Raw genomic sequence first — 23703 nt, 5'->3', positions numbered from 1 at the left:
CAATGCTCATTCGTGGAGGGCCCTGCACAGATGTCGACCGGGTGACTCTGGGGCGCCTGAGGCTCTGCTCCGCCCCTCAGGTGGCACAGATCCGCAAAGGGGGTCCGTGCCCTGAGAGGAGAGGCACCCATGGCTTCCATCGCCTGCATTCCCTCGGTCCCGGCGCCCGGAGACGCCGCCGATCTCCGTGAACGGGCGCGCGGCGCGCTGCTCGGCCTCGCCGTCGGGGACGCGCTGGGCGCGCCCGCCGAGAACATGAAGCCGTCCGAGATCCGGGCGCGCTGGGGTCGCATCACGGGGTACGTGGCCGACAACCCGGCGGGCACCGACGACACGGAGTACGCGATCTTCTCCGGCCTCCTCCTGGCCCGGCACGGCTCGGCGCTCACGGTCGCGCATGTGGAGGCGGCCTGGCACCAGTGGATCGCCGACCGGGACGAGGGGCCGTTCAAAGGGGCGGGATTCAGCGAGCGGGGCACGCTGGAGAACCTGCGCCGGGGCCTTGCCGCACCGATCTCGGCCCAGCACCGGCACGCGTGGAGCGACGGGCTCGCGATGCGCGCGGCCCCCTTCGGCGTCTTCGCGGCGGGCCGCCCCGCCGAAGCGGCCCGGCTGGTGGCGATCGACGGCTCGGTGAGCCACGACGGCGAGGGAATCTACGGCGGCCAGGCGGTGGCCGCGGGCGTGGCGGCGGCGATGGCCGGCGCGCCGACGATCGCGGTGGTGGCCTCGGCCCTGGCGGTCGTCCCCGAAGACTCCTGGACGGCCCGCTCGCTGCGCCGGGCGGTCGCGGTCGCCCATCGCGGCGAACGCGCGGTCCGCTCCGCGGTCGTGATCGGCGGCTACCCGTGGACGGACCTCGCCCCCGAGGCGGTCGCCCTCGCGTTCGGCGCGTACGCGGCGGCCGACGGCGACTTCACGGAGTCGGTGCTCACCGCGGTCAACATGGGGCGGGACGCCGACACGACGGCGGCGGTGGCGGGCGCCCTGGCGGGTGCGACGCGGGGCGCCTCGTCGATCCCGGCGGCGTGGGCGGCGGCGATCGGCCCGGCGCGCGGCAGTTGCCTGCCGTCCATGGAGGGCCACCACGTCCTGGACATCGCGGAGTTGCTGACACCGGGCGCGGAGGACGAGGGGAAGTGGGGGGCGGGGGTACTGGCCCCCGGCTGGAACGGACTGGACGGGCCGGCCGGACTCGCCGGACTGGGCGGACTCGCCGGCCTCGCCGGACTGGACGGACTGGGCGGGCTGGGCGGCCTGGGGGGGCGGGGCAAGGAGGCGGACGGGCTCGTACGGGGGCCGGGCGGACTCGTACGAGAGCTGCCCCGCCGGTGGCCCGGCCCCGATCCGGGCGTCTTCGTGCTCGCCTCGGACGCGTTCGTACCGGCCGGCGACGACGACGAGGTGGAGCGATGAGGCCCGGCCTGGTGGGAGACGAGCCGGGTGAGAGCTCGGGGGCCTCGGCGGCGGAGGCGCACGATCCGCCCCCCGCGCCCGCGGCCGACCGCGCCCTCGACATCCGCGCCGTCGGCGCACCGCACCCCCGTCGTATCGAAGGCCTCCTCCTGGGCCTCGCCGCGGGGGACGCCGCCGGCTGGCCCGCCGCCCGGCACCGGGCCGCACGCATGCCCGAGTGGACCCGGCGGCTCACCCGTGAGCTGGACACCTTCGCCGAGCAGAACGCGACCACCACCCTCCCCGTGCCGATCGCGCTCAATCAGCCGCCGGAGCCACTGCGGCTCGGCCCGTCCGACGACGCCGAGTGGGCGGCGTTCGCGGCGGAGGCGGTACTGCGGGCCGGCGACGGGAACGTGCTCGGGGACCTGAGCCACGAGCGGCGGATGCGCGCGGCCATCGACCTGTCCTGGAACGCCGTCGCCAGCGAGGTCGCCGCCGCGGCCGAACGCGCCCCCGAGGTCGAGTCCGCGCTGCTCCCGCTGCGCGCCCGGATCTCCGTGCGGGCAGGCCTCGGCAACCTCGCCACCGGGGCTGCGCCCGCCCGCCACCGGCCACGACAACCCCCACTACTTCGACGACGCGGCCTGCGTACGGGCCTGCGTCCTGGCCGTCGCGCACCCCGGAGAACCCCGGCTCGCCGCCGAGCTGGCCGAGTTCGACGCCCGCTACACCCAGGACGGCGACGGAGTGCACGGCGCCCGCGCCATGGCCGCCGCGCTCGCGCTCGCCCTCGCCGGGGCGGACGTCGACGCCTGCGCGGACGCGGCCCTCGCCGAACTCCCCGAGTCGACGGAGATCGGCCGCAACGCCCGGCACGCGCTCCGGCTGGCCCGTTCGGGCGACGGCACGTTCGCCATCGTGCCCCTCCTTGAGCACCAGATCGTGGACCACGTCTACAGCTACGGCATCGCCGCGGCGGAGACCGTACCGGTCGCCCTCGCGCTCGCCACCGCCGCCCGCGGCCGGATCGCCGAGGCCGTGCCCGCCGCCGCCTGCCTGTCGCGGGTCGCGGACTCGGCCCCGGCGCTGGCGGGCGCGCTGACCGGCGCGCTCGGCGGCGGCGCGGAGATCCCGGCCGCCTGGCGCGACGCCTGCCGCACCCTCTCCGGCTGCGCGCTGCCCCGCCTGACCGGCACCGACCTGGTAGAACTCGCCGAACTCCTGGGAGCCACGGAACTGACCACACCGGGGGGATGATTCGGGCATGACGCCCAAATCACCCCTCTGCGAGACGTCTCCGCCGCCCCTCGACGAGACGTCCACCCCGCCCCTCGACGCACGGATCACCGGCGCCCTCGTCGGGGCCGCGGTCGGCGACGCCCTCGGCGGTCCCGTCGAGGGCTACACGCCCGAGCAGATCCTCGAACGCCACGGCGGGCGCGTCCACGGCGTCGTCGGCCCCTGGAACGGCGACGCCTGGCGCACGGCCCGCCCCATCGCCCCGTACCACAAGGGCGACGGGCACGTCACCGACGACACCTTGCTGACGCACGCGCTGGTACGTGTGTACGCCACGGTCCGCGATCACCTCGACGCGTACGCGATCGCCGAGCACCTCGTCCCCGACCTGATGACCTCCCCCCGCTGGATCCCGGAACTGGAGGCCGAGGCCCTCCCCCTCCAACGGATCTTCCTCGCCGAGAAGTGGCTGGTGGCCCGCCTGCACTACGGCCACGTCGATCCCCGTGAGGCCGGCGCCGGCAACATCGTCAACTGCGGCGCCGCGATGTACATGGCCCCGGTCGGCCTGGTCAACGCGGCCAACCCGGCGGGCGCGTACGCCGAGGCGCTGGACATCGCGGGCGCGCACCAGTCGTCGTACGGCAGGGAGGCGGCCGGTGTCCTCGCGGCGGCGGTCGCGGCGGCCTGCGCACCGGGCGCGACGGCGGACTCGGTGGTCACCGCGTGCCTGGCGCTGGCGAAGGACGGCACCCGCTCGGCGATCGAGGCGGTCTGCGAAGCGGCGTCCCGGCACACGGACTTCGAGTCGGCCCTCGGGCCGCTGCGCGCGGCGGTGGCTCCGTTCGACACCGTGGGCCCGGACTACCGCACCCCTTCCCTCGGCGCCCGCCGCCCCTCCCGCCTCCACGCGATCGAGGAACTCCCGGTGGCCCTCGGCATGTTGGTGGTGGCCGGCGGCGACTACCGGCACGCCGTGCTCGGCGCGGTCAACTACGGCCGGGACTGCGACTCCATCGCCACGATGGCCGGCGCGGTCGCGGGCGCGCTGGGCGCGGCCGTCCCGCACGACTGGGCGAAGACGGTGGCGCGGGCGAGCCGCCTCGACCTGCACGCCCCGGCGCGGACCCTCACGGAGGTCACCCGCGAGATCTTCGAACGGGACGTCCGCCGCCGCCGGGCCCACGAGTCGGCGTACGCGACGCTGGCGGACCGGCGGTGAGCGCGCTCCGGCTGACCTGGGTCCAGCCCGAGGACCTGCTCGGCCACGAACTCCACCAGGCGGCCCAGGACGGCCGCGAACCGTACGCGATCGCGGCCCGCTGGCGGGCGGCGGGCGGCCAAAAGGCCCCGGAACGGGCGGGCGCGTCGCGGGGACCGGTCTCGCCGTACCTGCGGATACTGGCCGAGGACCTGCTGGCCGAACTGGCGGACCTGCCGAGCCGGCTGGCGGACCAGGAGCCGACGGACCTGGCGAACATCAGGGCCCGCTGCCCGAAGTGGCCGTCGCGGCCCCAGCCCTCCCCCGCCACGCCACCGGCCCACGACCGTCTGGAAGCCGCCTGGCTGGGCAGAGCGGCCGGCTGCCTCCTGGGCAAGCCGGTGGAGAAGCTCCCCCTCGACGGCATCCGCCGGCTCGCCCGGGCCACCGGCAACTGGCCCCTGCACACCTGGTTCACGGCCCGCGGCCTCCCCCCGGAACTCGCCGCGGCCCACCCCTGGAACCGCCGCTCGGCAACCACCTCCCTCGCCGAGAACATCGACGGCATGCCGGAGGACGACGACCTCAACTACCCCCTCCTGAACATCCTGTTGCTCCAGCGCCACGGCAAGGGCTTCAGCACCGCCGAAGTCGCCCGCCTCTGGCTCGACGAACTCCCCGCCGGCCGCACGTTCACCGCGGAGCGCATCGCGTACCGCAACCTCCTCGACGGCATCGAGCCCCCGCGCACGGCCCGCCACCGCAACCCGTTCCGCGAGTGGATCGGCGCCCTGATCCGCGCGGACGTGCACGGCTGGACCAACCCGGGAGACCCGGCGGCCGCCGCGGCCCAGGCCCACCGCGACGCCACCCTCACCCACACCGCGAACGGCGTCTACGCGGCGATGTTCACGGCCGCCACCATCGCCGAGGCCGCCACCGGCCACCACGGCATCCACCACTGCCTGCGCACCGGCCTCACCGTCGTCCCGCCGCACTCCCGGCTGGCCAGGGCCGTCCGTCACGCGGTCCACCTGGCCGCCACCACAGAGGACTTCGACACGGTCGTCGACGAACTGCACGCCACCCACCGCGGCTACCACTGGGTCCACGCCGTCCCCAACACCGCCCTGATCGCCGCCGCCCTCACCCACGCGGACGGCGACTTCAGCGGCTCCGTCTGCCGCGCCGTGGCGGGCGGCTGGGACACCGACTCGAACGGCGCGACGGCAGGCGGCATCGCCGGTCTGCTGGCCGGCCGCCCGACCGCCCTCCCCGACCGCTGGACCACCCCCCTCAAGAACCGACTCGCCACCTCCGTGGCCGACTTCAACGGCGTCGGCTTCGACACCCTCGCCCACCTCACACACCGGGAGGCCCACCGCCCATGACCCACATCGCCGTGCTCCGCAGCACGAACCCGGACCTGGTCGCGTACGTCACCGAGGCACCGCGGCGCGGGCAGCCCGTGACGGGACGGGACGTCCGTACGGCACCCGGCGGCGCGACCGACGGGCAGCCCTCATGAGTACGCCGCCCGACACCGCCGCCCCGCTCACCGGTCTGCGCGTCGTCGACCTCGCGACCCTCTTCGCCGGACCGATCGCCGCCACCATGCTCGGCGACTTCGGCGCCGAGGTGATCAAGGTCGAGCACCCGGCGAAACCGGATCCCTCCCGCGGCCACGGCCCGTCGAAGGACGGCGTGGGCCTGTGGTGGAAGCTCCTCGGCCGCAACAAGCGCACGATGACCCTGGACCTGTCCCGGCCCGGCGGCCGCACGACCCTGCTGCGCCTCGCCGCGACGACCGACGTGATCATCGAGAACTTCCGCCCCGGCACGCTGGAGAAGTGGGACCTGGGATGGGAGGAGCTGTCGGCCGCGAACCCCCGGCTCGTCCTCGCCCGGGTCACCGGCTTCGGCCAGTTCGGCCCGTACGCGCGCCGCCCCGGCTTCGGCACGCTCGCGGAGGCGATGAGCGGCTTCGCGGCGATCACGGGCGAGCCGGACGCGCCCCCGGTGCTCCCGCCCTTCGGCCTGGCCGACTCGATCGCGGGCCTCGCGACCGCCTACGCGGTGATGACGGCCCTCGCCGCCCGCGACCGCACCGGTGCGGGCCAGGTGATCGACATGGCGATCATCGAGCCGATCCTCACGGTCCTCGGCCCGCAGCCGATCTGGTACGACCAGCTCGGCCACGTGCAGCCGCGCACCGGCAACCGTTCCGCGAACAACGCGCCCCGCAACACGTACCGCACGGCGGACGGTTCGTGGGTCGCGGTCTCCACGTCCGCGCAGTCGATCGCGGAACGGTTGATGATCCTGGTGGGCCGCCCGGAGCTGATCGCCGAGCCGTGGTTCGCGACGGGCGCGGACCGGGCCCGCCACACGGACGTCCTGGACGAGGCGGTGGGTGCCTGGATCGCCCGCCACACCCGCACCGAGGTCCTGGAGGCGTTCGAGAAGGCGGAGGCGGCGGTGGCCCCCATCCAGGATGTGCGGGACGTGATGACGGATCCGCAGTACGCCGCGCTGGACACGGTCACCACGATCCCCGACGACCCCGAACTGGGCCCGCTCCGGATGCAGAACATCCTCTTCCGGCTCTCCTCCACCCCCGGCGCGATCCGCTGGGCGGGCCGTCCGCACGGCGCGGACACGGAGGCGGTACTGACCGAACTGGGCCTGGCGGAAGCCGAGATCACCGCGCTGAGATCGGAAGGCGCCCTGTGACCGCGGAGTCCTTCCCGCTCACCTGGCTGTACGCGCCCGGCGACCGACCCGAGGTGGTGGGCAAGGCCCTCGCCTGCGGGGCGGACGTCGTCCTGATCGACCTGGAGGACGCGGTCCCCCCGGACCGCAAGGACTACGCCCGCGCCGCGACGGCGGAACGGCTCACGCAGCGGCAGCCGGTCCCGGTCCACGTACGCGTGAACGCCCTGGACGGTCCCTGGCTGGAGGCCGATCTCAAGGCACTCACGGCGCTCCCGGGCCTCTCCGGCCTGCGCCTGCCCAAGGTGACCTCGCCCGCGGACGTGGTCCGCGTCGCGGAACGCGCCGCCCCCACGGAGGGCGGCACACGCGCGGAGGGCGGCGCGATCCCGCTCCACGCCCTCCTGGAAACGGCCCTGGGCGTGGAACAGGCGTTCGCGATCGCGTCGGCGCATCCGGACGTGCGGGGCGTCTCGCTGGGCGAGACGGATCTACGGGCGGATCTGGGGGTACGGGAGGACGCGGGCCTGGACTGGTCGCGGGCGCGGGTGGTGGTGGCCGCACGGGCGGCGCGGCTGCCGCCGCCGACGCAGTCGATCCACCCGGACATCCGGGACCTGGAGGGCCTGGCCGCGTCCTGCGCCCGCGGCCGGGCCCTGGGTTTCCTGGGCCGCGCGGCGATCCATCCGCGCCAGCTGCCGGTCATCGAGCGGGCCTATCTCCCGACTCCGCAGGAGATCGCCACGGCTGAGGAGATCGTCAAGGCCGCGGCGAGGGACCCGGGCGCCCAGGCCCTCCCGGACGGCCGCTTCATCGACACGGCGGTGGTGACGGGGGCCCAGCGCACACTGGCGCTCGCGCGCCGCCTGAACTGATGAGGGCGCCGTATCCAGCGATACGGCGCCCTCATCGACGTATGAACGACCCTCAGACCTTCTTGGCCGACTCGGCCGCGCTCTCCGTCTTCTCCGACGGCTCGGCGTCCTCGCCCTCGTTCTCGTCCTCGTTCTTGCCCCGGTCCGTGGACTTGTCCGTGGTTGTGGACGTGTCCGTGGCCGTGGCCTTGTCCGTGGTGGCCTTATCCTCGTCCTTGCCGAGGTCCACCGGGTCGTCCGCACCGGTTCCGGTGTCGGAGGCACCCGGCTCGACGATCTCCTCACGCCCCGGCCGCTTCCGCGACGACAGCACGATGTAGAGCACCGCGAGGAGGAACACAGCGATCGCGGTCCAGTCGTTGAGGCGCACACCCAGGATGTGGTGGGCGTCGTCGACGCGCATGTACTCGATCCACGCGCGGCCCACGCAGTACGCGGCGACGTACAGCGCGAACGCCCGGCCGTGGCCCAGCTTGAAGCGGCGGTCGGCCCAGATGACCAGGAAGCCGACGCCGACGCACCACAACGACTCGTACAGGAACGTCGGGTGGTAGTACCCCGGCACCCGTCCGTCCGTCGAGGACGTGATGTGCAGCGCCCAGGGAACGTGCGTCTCGCGCCCGTACAGCTCCTGGTTGAACCAGTTGCCCCAGCGGCCGAAGGCCTGCGCGAAGGCGATGCCGGGGGCGACGGCGTCGGCCCAGGCCGGCAGCGGGATGCCGCGGCGCCGGCAGCCGATCCACGCCCCCACCGCACCCAGCGCGATCGCGCCCCAGATGCCGAGGCCGCCCTCCCAGATCTTGAAGGCGTCCACCCAGTCACGGCCCTCGCTGAAGTACAGCTCGTAGTCCGTGATGACGTGGTACAGCCGCCCGCCGACAAGACCGAACGGCACGGCCCAGACCGCGATGTCGGCCACCGTGCCGGGGCGCCCACCGCGGGCGACCCAGCGTTTGTTGCCGAGCCAGACGGCCACGAAGACGCCGATGATGATGCAGAACGCGTAGCCGCGCAGTGGAATGGGGCCGAGGTACAGCACCCCACGCGCCGGGCTGGGAATGTAGGCAAGTTCCATGGCAGGGACGACGCTACCCTGCCGGACACACAGCCTGGCAACCCACCCGGCTACGGCTCCATAACGCAGGGCGCCCCGGCCCTTTCGGACCGGGGCGCAGCGGGCGGTCGCGGGCCTCAGCCCTTGTTCGCCGCCTCCACCATCTGCTTCAGCTTCGCCGGGGTCATCGTCGGGTCCGCGGCGAGGTTCTTGCCGCCGAACAGCACGGTCGGCGTGCCTTTGAAGCCGCCGCTGTCGAAGGCGGCGTTCGACTTCACGACCCAGCTGTTGTGCGTGCCGTCCTTGACGCACTTCCGGAACGCCGGGGTGTCCAGGCCGTCGACCTTGCCGGCGAGTTCGATGAGCTTGCTGTCGTCCGCGAACGAGTCCACGGTCTCGTCCGGCTGGTTGTCGTACAGGACGTCGTGGTACGCGGTGAACTTTCCGGCGTCCTGGGCGCAGGCCGCGGCATTGGCGGCCTGGCGGGAGCCGCTGCCGCCCCTGCCGTCGTCGATGATCGTGACCAGGTGGTAGTCGATCTTCAGCTTTCCGGCGCCGACCAGTTCGTGCAGCGTGGGCCGGTATGTGGTCTCGAAGATCTTGCAGGCCGGGCAGCGGAAGTCCTCCCACACCGTGAGCGACGACTTGGCGGTGTCCTTGCCGACCGGGATCGCCAGGCCGTCCTTGCCCGTCGCGCCCGAGGGCGCCACGGCCGGGCCGTCCGAGGCGCTCTTCTTGTCCTTGCCGGAGTTCGCGGCCAGCACGCCCACCACGGCCGCGAGAGCCAGGACACACACCACCGACGCCCCGACGATCAGCGCCCGGCGGCGCCTCTCGGCGGCCTTTTGCTTCTCACGCTCGACCACCAGCCGCTCACGGGCGGTGCGCTTTCCCTCACGGTTCTTCTCGCTCACATCCGGCAGAACGAACCGGGGAGGCACAGCGCGCCTCCCCGGTCCCAGGTCCACCCGTTCGGGTGAGCGGTTTGTCCCCTACGTACGCGCAGGCGTCGTGGAGGGCCCGCTGTCAGTCGCCGCCGCGCACGCCCTTGGCCAGTTCGCCGGCCAGCGCCCGTACGGCCTCAAGACCCGCCGCCTCGTCCTCGGCGTCCAGCATCAGCTTCACGAACGCCGACCCGACGATCACGCCGTCGGCGAAGCCGGCGACCTCCGCGGCCTGCGTGGCGTTGGAGACGCCGAGGCCGACGCAGACGGGCAGGTCGGTGGTGGCCCTGGTGCGCCGCACCAGGTCCTGCGCCTGCTCGCCCACGGACGCGCGGGTACCGGTGACGCCCATCAGCGAGGCCGCGTACACGAAGCCGGAGCCCGCCGCGGTGATCTCGGCGAGCCGGGCGTCCTTGCTGCTGGGCGCGACCACGAAGACCGTCGCGAGGCCGTGCTTCTCGGCGTGCTCCCGCCACAGCGCCGACTCCTGCACCGGGAGGTCGGGCAGGATGCAGCCCGCTCCGCCCGCTTCCGCGAGCTCGGCGGTGAACCGCTCGACGCCGTAGCGGTCGATGGGGTTCCAGTACGTCATCACGAGGACCGGCTTGCCCGTCGCCTCGTGCGCCTCCCGGACCGTCCGCATGACGTCGGCGATCCTGACGCCGCCCCGCAGGGCGATGTCGTCGGCGGTCTGGATGACGGGGCCGTCGAGGACGGGGTCGCTGTGCGGGAGTCCGACCTCGACGACATCGGCGCCGCCGTCGAAGACGGCCTTGATGGCGGCGATGCCCCCGTCGACGGTCGGGAACCCGGCCGGCAGATAGGCGATGAGGGCGGACCGCCCCTCCGCCTTCGCGGCGGCGAGGGTGTCGCTCAGCAGTTGGCCCCTCTGACGGGAAAATGCGGCGCCGCTCACTTGGCGTCCCCCTCGATCTCGGCGATGTCGCTGTCGGCGTCCGCGGCGACGGACGCGTCGGTGTCGTACAGGCCGAAGTAGCGGGCGGCCGTGTCCATGTCCTTGTCGCCGCGCCCGGACAGGTTGACGAGGATCAGCCCGTCCTTGCCCAGTTCCTTGCCGATCTCCAGGGCACCGGCGAGCGCGTGGGCGCTCTCGATGGCCGGGATGATGCCCTCGGTGCGGGAGAGCAGGCGCAGGGCCTGCATGGCCGCGTCGTCGGTGACCGCGCGGTACTCGCCGCGACCGCTGTCCTTGAGGTAGGCGTGCTCGGGTCCGATGCCCGGGTAGTCGAGCCCGGCCGAGATCGAGTAGGGCTCGGTGATCTGCCCTTCGTCGTCCTGGAGGACGTACGAGCGCGATCCGTGCAGGATGCCGGGCTCGCCGGCGGTGAGGGTGGCCGCGTGCTCACCCGTCTCCAGGCCGTGGCCCGCGGGCTCGCAGCCGATGAGGCGGACGCCGGTGTCGGGGATGAAGGCGTGGAACAGCCCGATCGCGTTGGAGCCGCCGCCGACGCAGGCGACGGCCGCGTCGGGCAGACGTCCGGCGCGCTCCAGGATCTGCCGGCGCGCCTCGACCCCGATGACGCGGTGGAAGTCGCGCACCATGGCGGGGAAGGGGTGGGGGCCGGCGACGGTCCCGAAGAGGTAGTGGGTGCGGTCGACGTTGGCGACCCAGTCCCGGAACGCCTCGTTGATGGCGTCCTTGAGGGTGCGGCTGCCGGACTTCACGGCGATGACCTCGGCGCCGAGCATGCGCATCCGCGCGACGTTGAGGGCCTGGCGCTGGGTGTCGATCTCGCCCATGTAGATGGTGCAGTCGAGGCCGAAGAGCGCACAGGCGGTGGCGGTGGCGACGCCGTGCTGTCCCGCGCCGGTCTCCGCGATGACGCGGGTCTTGCCCATGCGCCGGGTGAGCAGGGCCTGCCCGAGCACGTTGTTGATCTTGTGGGAGCCGGTGTGGTTGAGGTCCTCCCGCTTCAGGAAGACGCGGGCGCCACCGGCGTGCTCGGCGAAGCGGGAGACCTCGGTGAGGGCGCTCGGGCGGCCGGTGTAGTGGACGAGCAGGTCGTCCAGTTCACGGGCGAACTCGGGGTCGGCCTTGGCCTTGTCGTACTCGACGGCGACCTCGTCCACGGCGGCGACCAGGGCCTCCGGGATGAACTTGCCGCCGAAAGCGCCGAAGTAGCCCTCGGCGGTGGGGACTTGACCCTCGGGGTCGGGAATGAAGAACTCGCTGGACATGCGGTTACCTCGCAGGGGCGACAGCCCCGGTTACAGGTCGGACAACGGTCACGTCAGTAGCGCGCGCGGGGCTCCACCGGGGGTGTCTCGTCCGCCGCCCGCTCCCGCCGTCGGCAGGGGCAGCGCGGGAGACAGCGCTCGGAAGGGGAGCGTTCCGCCGCTCTGCCCCGGGGAGAGTCCCGCCGCCGGGCGGCTCACGCCGTCGCGACGGCGAGCTACTCCCACGGCGCAGGTCGGCGGTGCCGAACCGGCCCGAACCCCCGTCGGGGGATCGCCGGCAGCGGCAGCGGCACCGGTCGCGAACCGGAGTCGGTTCAGCCGGCCCGCAGGGTGCGCACGCGCGCACCCCGGCGCCATCGCATGCCGTTGACCTGGCCCGGCTCGTCGCCGATCACGTACCGCACCCGTCGCCCGTGCACCCGTCGGGCCGGTGCCCGGCAGCCGCGCGGACGGCAGCCGCGGGCCAGCCGGGCATAGGGGTCCCGGGCCGCGGAGAGGGGCGCCTGAGCGGCCACCACCGGCACCGGTACGACCGACCGCACGCACGCCACGGCGCCACCACCGTCGAGGCCGGAGCCCGGACGGACGGTGACGGCGGCGAGAGCCCGGTCGGCGGTGGTCATCGAGGTGTCAGCCCCGGCCGTGCCGCAGGGCGGGATGCGTACCGGCCGCCACCAGGTCGGCGACCGCCGCCTTCGGGTCGCGCCCGGTGACGAGGGACTCGCCCACCAGGACGGCGTCGGCGCCGGCATTGGCGTACGCGATGAGGTCGTGCGGGCCGCGGACGCCGGACTCGGCGATCTTCACGATCCCCTCGGGGATCTCCGGGGCGACCCGCTCGAACGTGGTGCGGTCGACCTTGAGCGTCTTCAGGTTGCGCGCGTTGACGCCGATCACCTTCGCGCCCGCGTCCACCGCCCGCTCGGCCTCGTCCTCGTCGTGCACCTCGACGATCGGCGTGAGCCCGATGGACACGGCGCGCTCGATCAGCGACTCCAGGGCGGGCTGCTCCAGGGCGGCCACGATCAGCAGCGCGAGGTCGGCGCCGTACGCCCGGGCCTCCCACAGCTGGTACGACGTGACGATGAAGTCCTTGCGCAGAACGGGGATGTCGACCTTGGCGCGGACGGCCTCCAGGTCGGCGAGGGAGCCGCCGAAGCGGCGCTGCTCGGTCAGGACGGAGATGACGGACGCGCCGCCCGCCTCGTAGTCCGCCGCCAGAGCCGCGGGGTCGGCGATCGCGGCGAGCGCGCCCTTGGACGGGCTGGACCGCTTGACCTCGCAGATCACCTTGACGCCGTCGCCGCGCAGGGCGGCCACGCCGTCCTTGGCCGCGGGTGCCTTCGCCACGCGCTCCTTGAGCTCGTCGAGGCTGACCCGCGCCTGCCGCTCCGCGAGGTCGGCACGGACTCCGTCGATGATCTCGTCGAGCACACTCACGCGAGCGGCCCCCTTCCTGACGGTTGAAGTTCAAGCGGTGGGCTTGGGGACATCGGGACCGCCTCTCTGGGCGATACCGACGGTCACTCCGATGGTATCCGGAGGACGGCCAAGGCTCCGCATCCGGTGGATGCCGGTCCCACTACCTGGACGTTTGCCATTCGATCAAGGATGCAGCCAGCCACCGAACGGCAGGTTCCGGACAACGGTGAAGACCAGCAGCAACGCGCCCACGCTCCACAGATGCACCGGCCCCAGGTCGATCCGCACCGGCCGTCCGCGCGCCGCCCGTACCACCCAGAAAGTCCACACCACGGCGAACACGAAGTAGCCGGCCACGGCCACCGCGTTGTCCGTGAGCGCGGCCGAGAGGTCCCCGTGCACGAAGGCGTGCGCGCTGCGCAGTCCGCCGCAGCCGGGGCAGTAGACGCCGGTGAAGCGGAGCAGCGGACAGACCGGGTAGTGCCCCGGCTGGTTGGGATCGACCGCCCCGACGTACGCGAAGGCCCCGACGACGGCCGCGAGCACCCCGCCGGGGACAGCGAGCCGCCGCAGCACGGCCGTGGGCCCCGCGCCCGCGTCCGGCTGATCCGCGCCCGGCTGATCCGCGCCCGGCCGCGTCACCCACTGGGATTGTGCGTTCACCCCACGCATTCTGCCCCCGCCCCGTCCGCGCCGCCCACCCGCCGGGTACGGACACGCGAAGGCGGCCCCGGCACTGGACGCCGGGACCGCCTCTCGAAGCCTTGCGGGCTCAGCTCTCCGCGCCGGCGCTCGCGACGTGGTGCACCGGGTGCGTGGTCTTCTGCTGGCCGAGGCCCATCGCGCGCATGATGCCGCCGACGACACCGCCGAGGACGACGATGACCATGCCGGCCCAGAAGCCCAGCGGGTTGGCCAACACCATGAAGGCACCCGATACACAGAAACCGATGAAGGCGATGATGACACCGGTCCAGGCGGCCGGGGTGTGACCGTGGCTGCTGCCCGCCATGACTTGCTCCTCGTTGCTATGCGTGTGTGAGTCGGACGCTCGTCGCCCATTGTCCCGTACCCGGGCGGATGCCCTGAGCGCGGGGTCCGTCCCGCGAGTCGGACACCCAGGGCGACGACGTGCCTGGTCGGGCCTACGCCGGGTCCGGGCCCGTCGGGTCCTCGCCGCGGTCCAGCGCCTTCCACAGGTCCTCGGGCCGGTCGGGGTCCACCCGGGCCTGGCGCGGCCGGGGCGTGCCGTCGCGCTCGTACCGGCCGGACATCGCGGGCCACAGCCGTCCGTAGCGCAGGGCGAGCAGCCCGGCGAGGAGGAGCAGGGCGCCGCCTGCGACGGCGACGTACGGCCAGGCGGTGTGGGTCAGTGCCTCGGCGGTCGCGGAGGTGTCGCCGGACGCCTGGGCCGCCTTCTCGTCGAGGGCCGCGCTGTCCGAGACGCCGAGGAGCGCGGCGGCGATCGTGCCCGCGCCGGACAGCGCGAGCAGCGCGGCGACCAGCAGGCGCCCGGCGCTGCGGACGGCGAAGACGGCGACGAGCGCGGCGAGGCCCACTATGGCGAGGGCCGCGGGCACGCCCGTGACGTCGCTGCCCTTGGCGGTCAGCGGGAAGTCGCCGCCGGCCACCGCCACGGTCCCCGCCGCCCAGCCCTGCCGGGAGGACAGCAGCGCCACGGCGGCGCCGAGCGCACCGCACAGCAGGGCCACGGCAAGGCTCCGGCGGCCGGACCGGGCGGGTCCCGCGGCTTCGGATCGGGGGGTTGGTACGGCAGTCACGTACTCCACTATCGCCTGAACCCCGGGCGAACCGTCACCCGGGGTTCACCGCGGCCACGGTGGACGGGCTACAGCCGGTTCGCCGTGTGGACCGCGCGCAGGACCGCCGCCGCCTTGTTGCGGCACTCGTCGTCCTCGGCGACCGGGTCCGAGTCCGCGACGATGCCGGCGCCCGCCTGCACGTACGCCGTGCCGTCGCGCAGCAGCGCCGTGCGGATGGCGATGGCGGTGTCGGAGTCGCCCGCGAAGTCGAGGTAGCCGACGCAGCCGCCGTACAGCCCCCGCCGGGACGGCTCCAGTTCGTCGATGATCTGCAGGGCGCGGGGCTTGGGCGCGCCGGAGAGGGTGCCGGCCGGGAAGCAGGCCGTCAGCACGTCGAAGGCCGTACGCCCCCGCGCGACCCGCCCGGTCACGGTCGACACGATGTGCATCACGTGCGAGTAGCGCTCGATGGTCATGAAGTCGACGACCTCGACGGAACCGGGCTCGCAGACCCGCCCCAGATCGTTGCGCCCCAGGTCGACGAGCATCAGGTGCTCGGCGCGCTCCTTGGGGTCGGCCAGCAGCTCGTCCGCGAGGGCCTGGTCCTCCTGCGGGGTCGCGCCGCGCGGCCGGGTGCCCGCGATGGGGTGGACCATCGCCTGCCCGTCCTCGACCTTGACGAGGGCCTCGGGGGACGAGCCGACCACGTCGAAGCCCTCGAAGCGGAAGAGGTACATGTACGGTGAGGGGTTGGTCGCCCGCAGTACCCGGTAGACGTCCAACGCGCTTGCCGTGCACGGCGTTTCGAAGCGCTGGGAGGGGACGACCTGGAACGCCTCGCCCGCCCGGATGCGCTCCTTGATGTCCTCGACGGCGTCCTGGAAGTCGGGGCCGCCCCAGAGGGCGGTGTACTCCGGGAGTTCGGAGGGCGGGAGGGCGGCGGGGGGCTGCGCGACCGCGCGCGACAGGTCCGCCTCCATGGCGTCGAGGCGGGCGACCGCGTCCGCGTAGGCCTCGTCGACGCCCGTGTCGAGGTCGTTGTGGTTGATCGCGTTGGCGATCAGCAGGACGGAGCCCTCCCAGTGGTCCATGACGGCCAGATCGCTGGTGAGGAGCATGGTCAGCTCGGGAAGTTTCAGATCGTCGCGCTCGCCGGGGCCGATCTTCTCCAGGCGGCGCACGATGTCGTAGCCGAGATAGCCGACCATGCCGCCGGTGAAGGGCGGCAGGCCCTCCTCGTGGGGCGTGTGCAGCGCCTCGATGGTGGCGCGCAGGGCGGCGAGCGGGTCGCCGTCCGTGGGGACGCCCACGGGCGGGGTGCCGAGCCAGTGCGCCTGCCCGTCACGCTCGGTGAGGGTGGCGGCGGAGCGGACGCCCACGAAGGAGTAGCGGGACCATTTGAACGCCGAGCGGCCGTTCTCCGCGGACTCCAGGAGGAAGGTGCCGGGGCGCTCGGCGGCGAGCTTGCGGTAGAGCCCGACCGGGGTGTCGCCGTCGGCGAGGAGTTTGCGGCTGACGGGAATGACACGGCGGTCGGTGGCCAGCTTGCGGAACGTCTCGAGGTCCATGGCGGCTGACCTTACTGATCCGCTGCGGGTACGCCGGAATCGCCGTCCTTGAGCAGCACGTCGGCGTCGAAGCACGTGTGCGCGCCCGTGTGGCAGGCGGCGCCCACCTGGTCGACCTTGACGAGCACGGTGTCGGCGTCGCAGTCGAGGGCTACGGACTTCACGTACTGGACGTGGCCGGAGGTGTCGCCCTTCACCCAGTACTCCCCGCGGCTGCGCGACCAGTAGGTGCAGCGGCCCGTGGTGAGCGTGCGGTGCAGCGCCTCGTCATCCATCCAGCCGAGCATCAGCACCTCACCGGTGTCGTACTGCTGGGCGATGGCGGGGACGAGCCCGTCGGCGCTGCGCTTGAGGCGCGCGGCGATCTCGGCGTCCAGGCTGCTGGGCCTGCTGGGCTGGGGCGTGCTGGTCATGCCGACCATTGTGCCGCGCCGGTCGGACATCCCCGGCGGACGTCCAGTGGGCGGACCGCGCGGCGGGTTCCTCCCGGGTGTCCACTGGGCCGACCGGCCGGGCGGTCGTAGGCTGGCCTCATGTCGACCCATGCGAAGCGTGAACGACTTCTCCTCGCCGATCTGTTGGAGGCGGAGGGACCGGACGCCCCCACCCTGTGCGAGGGCTGGAACACACGGGATCTCGCCGCGCACGTGGTGGTGCGCGAGCGCCGGGCCGATGCGGCCGGCGGGCTGCTGATCAAGCAGCTCGCGCCCCGGCTCGAGCGGGTGATGGCGGAGTTCGCCGCGAAGCCGTACGAGGAGCTCATCCAGCTGATCCGTACCGGCCCGCCGCGCTTCTCCCCGTTCGCCCTGAAGCAGATCGACGAGGCGTCGAACACGGTCGAGTTCTACGTCCACACCGAGGACGTACGCCGGGCGCGGCCGGACTGGACGCCACGCGCGCTGGACCCGGTCTTCCAGGACACCCTGTGGTCCCGCCTGGAGCGCACGGCCCGTCTGGTGGGCCGCGGCGCGCCGACCGGCCTCGTGCTGCGCCGGCCGGACGGGCAGACGGTGGTCGCGCACAAGGGCACACCGGTGGTGACGGTGACCGGCGAGCCCTCGGAGCTGCTGATCTTCGCGTGCGGGCGGCAGAACGTGGCGGCCGTCGAGCTGGACGGGGACAAGGAAGCGATCGCGAGACTGCACGAGACGAAGCAACTCGGCCTCTGAGGCACCGGGGTCCGCGGGGCGGCTCCCGCCGCTCACCGGGCCACCGGGGTCTGCGGGGCGGCTCACCGGGGCGTCGGGGTCCGCGGGGCCGGTCACCACGTCGATGGGGTCCGCTGAGCGGCTCGCCGGGCCACCGGAGTCTGCAAAGCAGCTCGCCGGGCCGCCGGAGTCTGCGGGGGCGGGTCCGCGTCGACGGGATCCGCCGAGCAGCTCGCCGGGCCACCGGGGTCTGCAAAGCAGCTCACCGGGCCACCGGGTTCCGCCGAACGGCTCGCCGGGCCGCCGGGGTCCGCGGAGCGGCTCACCACACCGCTGCATCCGCCGAGCGCTCGGTGGGCGGCCCCGGGGGGCCGGGCGGTGGCGGGGCCGCAGGCGTCGGACACGTCGATCCGCCCCCGGGAATCACAGCGCGGGGGCGGACCGACCGCTCCGGGACGCGACGGTCTCCCGGCCGGAGACCCGGGGGTTGCCCCGGGAATCACAGCGCGGGGGCGGACCGACCGCTCCGGGACGCGACGGTCTCCCGGCCGGAGACCCGGGGGTTGCCCCGGGAATCACAGCGCGGGGGCGGACCGACACTCCTGACGCCGCGGCCCTCCAGCCGGAGGGCCGCGGCCCGGCGGTCGGCCCGCCGGGCGGTGCGACACGTGCCGGGGCGCCGTGTCCCGGTGTCACTTCTTGCGGGAGTCCAGGAACTTCTGTTCCGCGGGCAGTGCGCGGGCGTCCTCGACCAGCACGGTGCCGCCCGTGGCCTTCTTGTCCGGCTTGGTCACGTAGGCGGCCATGGCCGCCGGGCGCGAGGCGTCGGAGAAGTCCTGCGGGGTGCCGAGGCCGTTGTCCACCGCCTTCTGCGAGCGGTGCGCCTTCACCAGGCCCTCCCGGGTGAGGTCCTTGGCCTTGCAGGCGGCCTTCAGGTCGCGGCCCATGAGTTCGGCCGCGTTGTAGCCCGACAAGGTGCCCGCGTCCACGAGCTCACCGGGGTACTTCTTCTGGTACGAGGTGACCATCCTCTTGACGGCCGGAAGGTCGGAACTGACCGGCGGGGCGGAGCTGACGACGTGCAGCATGGCGAGCAGTGCGGGCGCCGCCGGTGTCTTGAGGAGCTGCGGCGCGTAGCCGGGGGCGCTGGTGACGACCGGGACCTTCAGCCCGCGTGAAGCCGCGACACCCACCAGGGAAGCGGTCTGGCTGGGGCCCGCGCTGATCAGGATCGCCTTGACCCCGGCCTTGCGCAGGGCGGTGACCTGCGCCGACAGATCGGTGTCGGTGGCCTTGATCTTCTGTCCGACGACCGTGAGGCCCGCCTTCTTCGCCGCCCACGAGGAGCCTTCCAGCGCGTTGCTGCCGTAGTCGCCCTCGAAGTACACGTGGCCGATCTTGTCGCCCTTCTTCACGCCCTGCTTGCGGGTGAGGAAGTCGACGGCGCGCACCATGTCGATGTCGTACGTGGTGCCGAGCACCTGCACGGCGTCCTTGCCGAGCAGGGAGGCGGCCCAGGCCTGCGGGAAGGTGAGGAGGTGGTCCTTCTCCACGTCGTCGAGCAGGGCGGAGACCACGGGCGAGCCGATGACCTGGGGCAGCGCCAGGACGTCCGGGGAGATCTCGGTGTAGGCGGCCACGGCCTTCTGGACGTCGTAGCCGTGGTCCTTGACGACGATCTCGACCTTGCGCCCGCAGATCCCGCCCTTCTTGTTGGTCTCGTCGGCCCACATCTGCTGGGCCTGGACGATGCTCTTGCCGAGGGTGGCGTAGGGGCCGCTCAGATCCGTGAGCGCGCCCAGCCCGATCTTGTCGGCGGTGACGCCGGGGCCGGTCTTCACGCCGTCCGCGGCGGTGTCGCCGCCGGAGTCACCGGCTTTGGTGCTGCATCCGACGCCGGCCAGCAGAAAGGCGGCAAGGGTCGTGGCGAGTGCTGTGCGTCCCGTCGTGTTCACGAGGTGCGCTCCTTGGGTCGTTGATCTGATGCGGACGCGGCCGGGGTGGAGGCGGCCGGGGATGCGGAGGCCGGTGATTCGGAGGCCGGTGATGCGGAGGCCGGTGATGCGACATCGGCGGACGCCGTGCGCGGGGGCGCGGTCCGGCGTCGGCGGACCGCGGCGCCGGCGCGCCGGGCGACGCCGCTCAGCCCGTCGGGGGCGAAGAGCAGGACGAGGACGATGGCGGCGCCGTACAGATAGCGGGAGGCCTCGGTGGGGCCCACCGCGTGGCCCGCGGCGCCGGGCGCGGCGACCAGCGGCAACTGGTCGGCGTAGCGGGCCATGAGCAACGGCAGCGCGGTGACGAAGACGGCGCCCGCGGCGGCGCCCGCCACCGAGCCGAGGCCGCCGATGACGATCATCGCGAGGTAGTCGATGGACAGTGCGAGGCCGAAGTAGTCCGGCACGATCCGGCGGAAGACGAGCGCGAGCAGGACCCCGGCCAGGCCCGCGTACATGGAGGAGACCACGAAGGCGGCCGAGCGCCGGCGGGCGACCGGGACGCCCATCACGGCCGCCGCGGTCTCGCTGTCGCGCAGCGCGGTCAGGGCCAGTCCCGGGCGGCCGTTCAGCAGGTTGCGGGCGGCGAACCAGCCCACCGCGAGCAGGATCAGCGCCAGGTACCACAGGCGCTCCTCGGCGCCGAACGGGACGCCCAGCACGGTCAGTTGGGGATCGCTCGCGGTGAAGGTGAAGCCGCCGAGGGACATGGGCGGCACGGACCGCCCGTTGAAGCCGCCGGTGATGGAGTCGGCGTTGAGCATCACGTGGTGGCCGAGGAAGACCAGGGCGAGCGTCGCCACCCCGAGGTAGACGCCGCGCACCCGGCCGGCGACCGGACTGAACAGGCCGCCCACCAGACCGCTCAGACAGACCGCCAGCACCAGGGCGAGCAGCGGCGGCAGCCCCGGCCCGGGGTCGCCCGCCAGCCACACGTATCCGTAGGCGCCGACCGCGAGGAAGAACGCGTGGCCGAGGGAGAGCTGGCCGGCGGTGCCGGTGAGGAGGGTGAGTCCGACGGCTCCGAGCGCGGCGGCCATCGAGAACAGTCCGACCTGGAGCCAGAACGCGCCCAGATAGAAGGGCAGTACGCACAGGAGGACGGCAGCGCCCGCCATGACGAGGCGCCTAGACACGGGCCGCCTCCCTCGTCCCGAAGAGACCGGCGGGCCGGACGAGGAGCACCAGCACCATCACGGCGTACGGCACCACGTCGCCGAAGCCCTCGCCGAGCGCGGAGAGTTCGGACTGGTAGCCGGCCGCCAGCGCCTCGGTGACGCCGATCAGCAGGCTTCCGGCGAGCGCGCCCGGCGGCGAGGCCATGCCGCCGAGGATCGCGGCGGGGAAGGCCTTCAGCGCGATCTGTCCGGTGGTGCGCTCCAGGCCGGGGGCCGGGAAGGCGGCCAGGAAGACGGCGGCGAGCGCGGCGAGCGCGCCGGCCAGGCACCAGGCGAGGGTCCGGATCCGGGCGAGCCTGATGCCCATCAGCGCGGCGGCCTCGTGGTCCTCGGCGGCGGCTCGCAGGGACAGGCCCCACGAAGTGAACCGGAAGACGGCGAAGACGGCGGCGATGACGACCAGTGACACCAGGATCGAGGCGATCCGGCTGTCGGCGACGGTGATCGGGCCGAGCTCGGTCACGTCGGAGCCCCAGGGGTCGCCCAGGGTGAGGAGGTCCCCGCCGATGCGGCGGGTGAGGTCCGTCATCAGCAGGATGTCGACGCCGATGGTGAGGATGGTCAGTACGTGCGCGGCGTGCGGGTCGAGGCGGCGCAGCAGCAGCCAGTCGATCAGCCCGGCGGCGGCCGCGGTGGCGAGGACCGCGAGGGCGAGGGCGCCCGCGAAGCCGAGCCGGTCGTGCAGCACCGCGGTCAGATAGCCGCCGAGGAGCAGCAGGGAGCCGTGCGCGAAGTTCATCACTGCCGAGGCCTTGAAGATGATGACGAAGCCGAGGGCGACCAGGGCGTAGACCGAACCGAGGGCGAGCCCGTTCAGTACGGTGTCCAGGGCGGTGCTCATGCGATGTGCTCCTGGGGAGTGGTCGGGGTGCCGAGGTAGGCGCGGCGGACCTCGGGGTCCTGGCGGACCTGGTCCGGGGTGCCCGCGGCGATACGGCGGCCGAAGTCGAGGACGGTGACCTCGTCGGCCAGCCGCATGACGAGGCCCATGTCGTGCTCCACCAGCAGCACGGACAGGCCCAGTTCCGCGCGGACCGTGCGCACGACCTCGACGGTGCGGGCGCGTTCGCCGGAGTTCATGCCGGCCACCGGTTCGTCGAGCAGCAGCACCCGCGGCTCCAGGCACAGGGCGCGGGCGAGTTCGACGCGCTTGCGGTCGCCGTACGACAGCAGGGCGACCGGCGTGTCGAACAGCGTGCCGAGGCCGGTGAGTTCGGCGATCTCGCGGGCGCGGGCCCGGTGGCTGCGCTGCTCGCGCACGGTGCCCGGCAGTCGCAGGGCGGTCGCGGTGAACCCCGCGCGGGACAGGGCGTGCCGGCCGAGCATCAGGTTGTCGCCCACGGTGCCCGCCGTGGTGACGATGTTCTGGAAGGTACGGGCGATGCCGAGCAGGGCGATCCGGTGCGGGGGCAGCCGGGTGAGTTCCGTGTCGCCGAGGCTGACGCTGCCGTGCGTGGGCCGGCACAGCCCGGACACGACGTTGAAGCAGGTGGACTTGCCCGCTCCGTTGGGCCCGATCAGCGCGTGGACGCTGCCGGGCGCCACGGTGAAGCCGATGGAGTCCAGCGCGGTGAGTCCGGCGAATTTGACCGTGACGTCGTCGACCCGCAGGGGCGGGGGTGACACGCTCATGCGACGCCCTGCCCTTCGGCCGTGGTGCGCTGGCCCTCGGTCGTGGTGCGCTGCCCGCCGGGCGGGCCGGCGGCGCCTTCCGTGCCGGTGTCGGGATCGGGGGGCGGCCCGGCGGCACCGTCCGTACCGGCCTCCGGACCAGGAGACGAACCGACCGCACCGTCCGTACCGGCCTCCGGACCAGGGGGCGGGCCGGGCGGCGCGGGGTGCGGGCCCGGAGTGTCCGGAGCCGCGGTGGCCTCGCCGGGCCCCATCGCCTCGGGTCCGGCCTCCTCCCCCAGGTACAGGCGCCGTACCGCGTCGGTCCTGGCCAGTTCGGCGGCCGGGCCGGCGAGCCGCACCTCGCCGACTTCGAGGACGTACGCGTGGTCGGACAGTGCCAGTGCCATCGCGGCGTTCTGTTCCACGAGCAGGATCGAGGTGCCCTGCTCGTTGATCTCCCGGATCACCTCGGCGATGCGCTCGACCATCAGCGGGGCCAGGCCGAGTGACGGTTCGTCGAGGAGCAGCAGCCGGGGTGCGGCCATCAGGGCCCGCCCGATGGCGAGCATCTGCTGCTCGCCGCCCGACAGCAGTCCGGCGCGCTGCGCGCGGCGTTCCGCGAGCCGGGGGAACAGTCCGAAGACCTGTTCGCGGGCGGCTTTGACGACCGCCGGGGCACGGCGGCCGAGGCCCAGTCCGCCGGCCCGCAGGTTCTCGTCCACGGTGAGTCCGGCGAACACCCGGCGGCCTTCGGGGACCTGTACGACACCGGCGCGCACCGCGGCCACCGGGTCCTGTCCGGTCAGGCGCACGTCGCCGTAGTGGACGCTGCCCGCGGTGATCGCTCCGCGATGCAGGCGCAGGGTGCCGGAGAGGGAGCGCAGCAAGGTGCTCTTGCCCGCGCCGTTGGCGCCGAGCAGGGCCACGGCCCCGCCCGCGGGCACCTCCAGGCAGACACCTCGCAACGCGGTCAGGGCGCGCCCGTAGGCCACGTCGAGGTCGCGCACGTGCAGCACCGACGGCCCGTTCGGGGGCGGGTCCTTCGGGGGCGGTCCGCCCGGCAGGGGTATGTCCTGCCGGGCGCCGTCCGATGACAAAGAGGGCATCACAACTCCTCGGTTCCGCACGACGCGGACATACGGGGGAAGTGGCCCTACGAGAGCATGCGCCCACGGTCGCGTACAGCGCCCGGCCGCGTCTCGGGACCGGCTCCCAGCGTCGGGGGCGGAGAGTTGTGCCGCTGCCCAGCGTGCCGCGTCCCGCGCGGAGCCCGGCCCGCTGCCGGGGCCGTCCGCCCGGCGCGGCGGCGGCGAACCGAGCAGGCGCGGGAGGAAGCCCGGCGGAAGCCCGGCGGGGATGCCCACGGGACGCGTGCGGGACGTGTGCGCATG

General features: G+C 73.6%; 22 protein-coding genes and 2 pseudogenes. 8 read left to right on the top strand and 16 right to left on the bottom strand.

Annotation, left to right across the window (positions count from 1 at the left end):
• The first annotated feature begins 129 nt into the window (after positions 1-129).
• The 7 genes and pseudogenes from GTY58_RS32185 to GTY58_RS32155 all read left to right on the top strand — a co-directional run bounded on the left by GTY58_RS32185 (position 130) and on the right by GTY58_RS32155 (position 7425).
• Positions 130-1416: an ADP-ribosylglycohydrolase family protein gene (locus GTY58_RS32185; protein WP_010987588.1), complete on the top strand. Its 1287-nt coding sequence runs from the start codon at positions 130-132 to the stop codon at positions 1414-1416.
• Positions 1413-2655, top strand: a pseudogene (locus GTY58_RS32180) (ADP-ribosylglycohydrolase family protein). Before GTY58_RS32185 ends, GTY58_RS32180 begins: the two are co-directional and overlap by 4 nt.
• A 7-nt stretch (positions 2656-2662) precedes the next feature.
• The gene (locus tag GTY58_RS32175; protein WP_010987585.1) at positions 2663-3859 is read left to right on the top strand and encodes an ADP-ribosylglycohydrolase family protein; all 1197 of its coding nucleotides are present in this window, start codon (positions 2663-2665) and stop codon (positions 3857-3859) included.
• The gene (locus GTY58_RS32170) at positions 3856-5229 is read left to right on the top strand and encodes an ADP-ribosylglycohydrolase family protein (protein WP_010987584.1); all 1374 of its coding nucleotides are present in this window, start codon (positions 3856-3858) and stop codon (positions 5227-5229) included. Before GTY58_RS32175 ends, GTY58_RS32170 begins: the two co-directional genes overlap by 4 nt.
• A complete protein-coding gene (locus GTY58_RS32165; RefSeq protein ID WP_154696740.1) occupies positions 5226-5366 on the top strand; it encodes a hypothetical protein in 141 nt (46 codons plus the stop codon). The genes GTY58_RS32170 and GTY58_RS32165 overlap by 4 nt, the downstream gene beginning before the upstream one ends.
• Entirely contained in the window at positions 5363-6571 is a 1209-nt protein-coding gene (locus tag GTY58_RS32160; protein ID WP_010987583.1) for a CoA transferase, read from the top strand. The genes GTY58_RS32165 and GTY58_RS32160 overlap by 4 nt, the downstream gene beginning before the upstream one ends.
• A complete protein-coding gene (locus GTY58_RS32155; protein ID WP_010987582.1) occupies positions 6568-7425 on the top strand; it encodes a CoA ester lyase in 858 nt (285 codons plus the stop codon). Before GTY58_RS32160 ends, GTY58_RS32155 begins: the two co-directional genes overlap by 4 nt.
• A gap of 52 nt (positions 7426-7477) precedes the next feature.
• On the opposite strand, the gene lgt is transcribed toward GTY58_RS32155, so the two are convergent.
• The 11 genes from lgt to hisI form a co-directional block, all read right to left on the bottom strand.
• Positions 7478-8500, bottom strand: a complete 1023-nt coding sequence (lgt, locus tag GTY58_RS32150; RefSeq protein WP_010987581.1) for a prolipoprotein diacylglyceryl transferase — start codon at positions 8498-8500, stop codon at positions 7478-7480.
• A gap of 116 nt (positions 8501-8616) precedes the next feature.
• Positions 8617-9393 (bottom strand): thioredoxin domain-containing protein, encoded by a 777-nt coding sequence (locus tag GTY58_RS32145; RefSeq protein ID WP_037646931.1) that lies wholly within the window; start codon positions 9391-9393, stop codon positions 8617-8619.
• A gap of 112 nt (positions 9394-9505) precedes the next feature.
• On the bottom strand, positions 9506-10339 hold the full coding sequence (gene trpA, locus GTY58_RS32140; protein ID WP_010987579.1) for a tryptophan synthase subunit alpha: 834 nt from the start codon (positions 10337-10339) through the stop codon (positions 9506-9508).
• Positions 10336-11622: a tryptophan synthase subunit beta gene (gene trpB / locus GTY58_RS32135; protein WP_010987578.1), complete on the bottom strand. Its 1287-nt coding sequence runs from the start codon at positions 11620-11622 to the stop codon at positions 10336-10338. Before trpB ends, trpA begins: the two co-directional genes overlap by 4 nt.
• 314 nt (positions 11623-11936) lie before the next feature.
• On the bottom strand, positions 11937-12245 hold the full coding sequence (locus GTY58_RS32130) for a hypothetical protein (RefSeq protein WP_010987577.1): 309 nt from the start codon (positions 12243-12245) through the stop codon (positions 11937-11939).
• A 7-nt stretch (positions 12246-12252) separates the two neighbouring features.
• The gene (gene trpC, locus GTY58_RS32125; RefSeq protein ID WP_010987576.1) at positions 12253-13062 is read right to left on the bottom strand and encodes an indole-3-glycerol phosphate synthase TrpC; all 810 of its coding nucleotides are present in this window, start codon (positions 13060-13062) and stop codon (positions 12253-12255) included.
• Between the two features lie 165 nt (positions 13063-13227).
• On the bottom strand, positions 13228-13716 hold the full coding sequence (locus GTY58_RS32120; protein ID WP_010987575.1) for a DUF2752 domain-containing protein: 489 nt from the start codon (positions 13714-13716) through the stop codon (positions 13228-13230).
• Between the two features lie 100 nt (positions 13717-13816).
• On the bottom strand, positions 13817-14056 hold the full coding sequence (locus GTY58_RS32115; RefSeq protein WP_010987574.1) for an HGxxPAAW family protein: 240 nt from the start codon (positions 14054-14056) through the stop codon (positions 13817-13819).
• A gap of 133 nt (positions 14057-14189) precedes the next feature.
• Positions 14190-14834 (bottom strand): TIGR02234 family membrane protein, encoded by a 645-nt coding sequence (locus GTY58_RS32110; protein ID WP_010987573.1) that lies wholly within the window; start codon positions 14832-14834, stop codon positions 14190-14192.
• Between the two features lie 59 nt (positions 14835-14893).
• On the bottom strand, positions 14894-16375 hold the full coding sequence (locus GTY58_RS32105; protein WP_010987572.1) for an anthranilate synthase component I: 1482 nt from the start codon (positions 16373-16375) through the stop codon (positions 14894-14896).
• 11 nt (positions 16376-16386) lie between these two features.
• Positions 16387-16788 carry a phosphoribosyl-AMP cyclohydrolase gene (gene hisI, locus GTY58_RS32100; protein WP_010987571.1) on the bottom strand — a complete coding sequence of 134 codons (402 nt, stop codon included), beginning with the start codon at positions 16786-16788 and terminating at the stop codon, positions 16387-16389.
• 120 nt (positions 16789-16908) lie between these two features.
• Between hisI and GTY58_RS32095 the strand changes: the two genes are divergently transcribed.
• On the top strand, positions 16909-17544 hold the full coding sequence (locus tag GTY58_RS32095; RefSeq protein WP_010987570.1) for a TIGR03085 family metal-binding protein: 636 nt from the start codon (positions 16909-16911) through the stop codon (positions 17542-17544).
• Between the two features lie 671 nt (positions 17545-18215).
• Here GTY58_RS32095 and GTY58_RS32090 read toward each other — a convergent pair.
• The 5 genes and pseudogenes from GTY58_RS32090 to GTY58_RS32070 form a co-directional block, all read right to left on the bottom strand.
• Complete coding sequence (locus GTY58_RS32090) at positions 18216-19478, bottom strand: ABC transporter substrate-binding protein (RefSeq protein ID WP_010987569.1); 1263 nt, start codon at positions 19476-19478, stop codon at positions 18216-18218.
• A complete protein-coding gene (locus GTY58_RS32085; RefSeq protein WP_042493802.1) occupies positions 19475-20638 on the bottom strand; it encodes a branched-chain amino acid ABC transporter permease in 1164 nt (387 codons plus the stop codon). The genes GTY58_RS32090 and GTY58_RS32085 overlap by 4 nt, the downstream gene beginning before the upstream one ends.
• A 10-nt stretch (positions 20639-20648) precedes the next feature.
• On the bottom strand, positions 20649-21539 hold the full coding sequence (locus tag GTY58_RS32080; RefSeq protein WP_010987567.1) for a branched-chain amino acid ABC transporter permease: 891 nt from the start codon (positions 21537-21539) through the stop codon (positions 20649-20651).
• Positions 21536-22330, bottom strand: coding sequence for an ABC transporter ATP-binding protein (locus GTY58_RS32075; RefSeq protein WP_010987566.1), 795 nt, complete (start codon positions 22328-22330; stop codon positions 21536-21538). The genes GTY58_RS32080 and GTY58_RS32075 overlap by 4 nt, the downstream gene beginning before the upstream one ends.
• A 272-nt stretch (positions 22331-22602) precedes the next feature.
• Positions 22603-23418: pseudogene (locus GTY58_RS32070) on the bottom strand (ABC transporter ATP-binding protein); the annotation flags it as partial.
• Positions 23419-23703: the final 285 nt, after the last annotated feature.

This window comes from Streptomyces sp. SID5469 (assembly GCF_009862865.1).
Lineage (GTDB): Bacteria > Actinomycetota > Actinomycetes > Streptomycetales > Streptomycetaceae > Streptomyces > Streptomyces avermitilis.
This window is presented reverse-complemented; position numbering and strand designations above follow the sequence as displayed.

Coding starts and splice junctions, on each gene's coding strand:
- GTY58_RS32085 (WP_042493802.1), bottom strand. CDS start 20,638: ATGGCGGGCGCTGCCGTCCTCCTGTGCGTACTGCCCTTCTATCTGGGC.
- GTY58_RS32075 (WP_010987566.1), bottom strand. CDS start 22,330: ATGAGCGTGTCACCCCCGCCCCTGCGGGTCGACGACGTCACGGTCAAA.
- GTY58_RS32095 (WP_010987570.1), top strand. CDS start 16,909: ATGTCGACCCATGCGAAGCGTGAACGACTTCTCCTCGCCGATCTGTTG.
- GTY58_RS32105 (WP_010987572.1), bottom strand. CDS start 16,375: ATGGACCTCGAGACGTTCCGCAAGCTGGCCACCGACCGCCGTGTCATT.
- lgt (WP_010987581.1), bottom strand. CDS start 8,500: ATGGAACTTGCCTACATTCCCAGCCCGGCGCGTGGGGTGCTGTACCTC.
- GTY58_RS32165 (WP_154696740.1), top strand. CDS start 5,226: ATGACCCACATCGCCGTGCTCCGCAGCACGAACCCGGACCTGGTCGCG.
- GTY58_RS32120 (WP_010987575.1), bottom strand. CDS start 13,716: ATGCGTGGGGTGAACGCACAATCCCAGTGGGTGACGCGGCCGGGCGCG.
- GTY58_RS32115 (WP_010987574.1), bottom strand. CDS start 14,056: ATGGCGGGCAGCAGCCACGGTCACACCCCGGCCGCCTGGACCGGTGTC.
- hisI (WP_010987571.1), bottom strand. CDS start 16,788: ATGACCAGCACGCCCCAGCCCAGCAGGCCCAGCAGCCTGGACGCCGAG.
- trpB (WP_010987578.1), bottom strand. CDS start 11,622: ATGTCCAGCGAGTTCTTCATTCCCGACCCCGAGGGTCAAGTCCCCACC.
- GTY58_RS32160 (WP_010987583.1), top strand. CDS start 5,363: ATGAGTACGCCGCCCGACACCGCCGCCCCGCTCACCGGTCTGCGCGTC.
- GTY58_RS32130 (WP_010987577.1), bottom strand. CDS start 12,245: ATGACCACCGCCGACCGGGCTCTCGCCGCCGTCACCGTCCGTCCGGGC.
- GTY58_RS32185 (WP_010987588.1), top strand. CDS start 130: ATGGCTTCCATCGCCTGCATTCCCTCGGTCCCGGCGCCCGGAGACGCC.
- GTY58_RS32080 (WP_010987567.1), bottom strand. CDS start 21,539: ATGAGCACCGCCCTGGACACCGTACTGAACGGGCTCGCCCTCGGTTCG.
- GTY58_RS32175 (WP_010987585.1), top strand. CDS start 2,663: ATGACGCCCAAATCACCCCTCTGCGAGACGTCTCCGCCGCCCCTCGAC.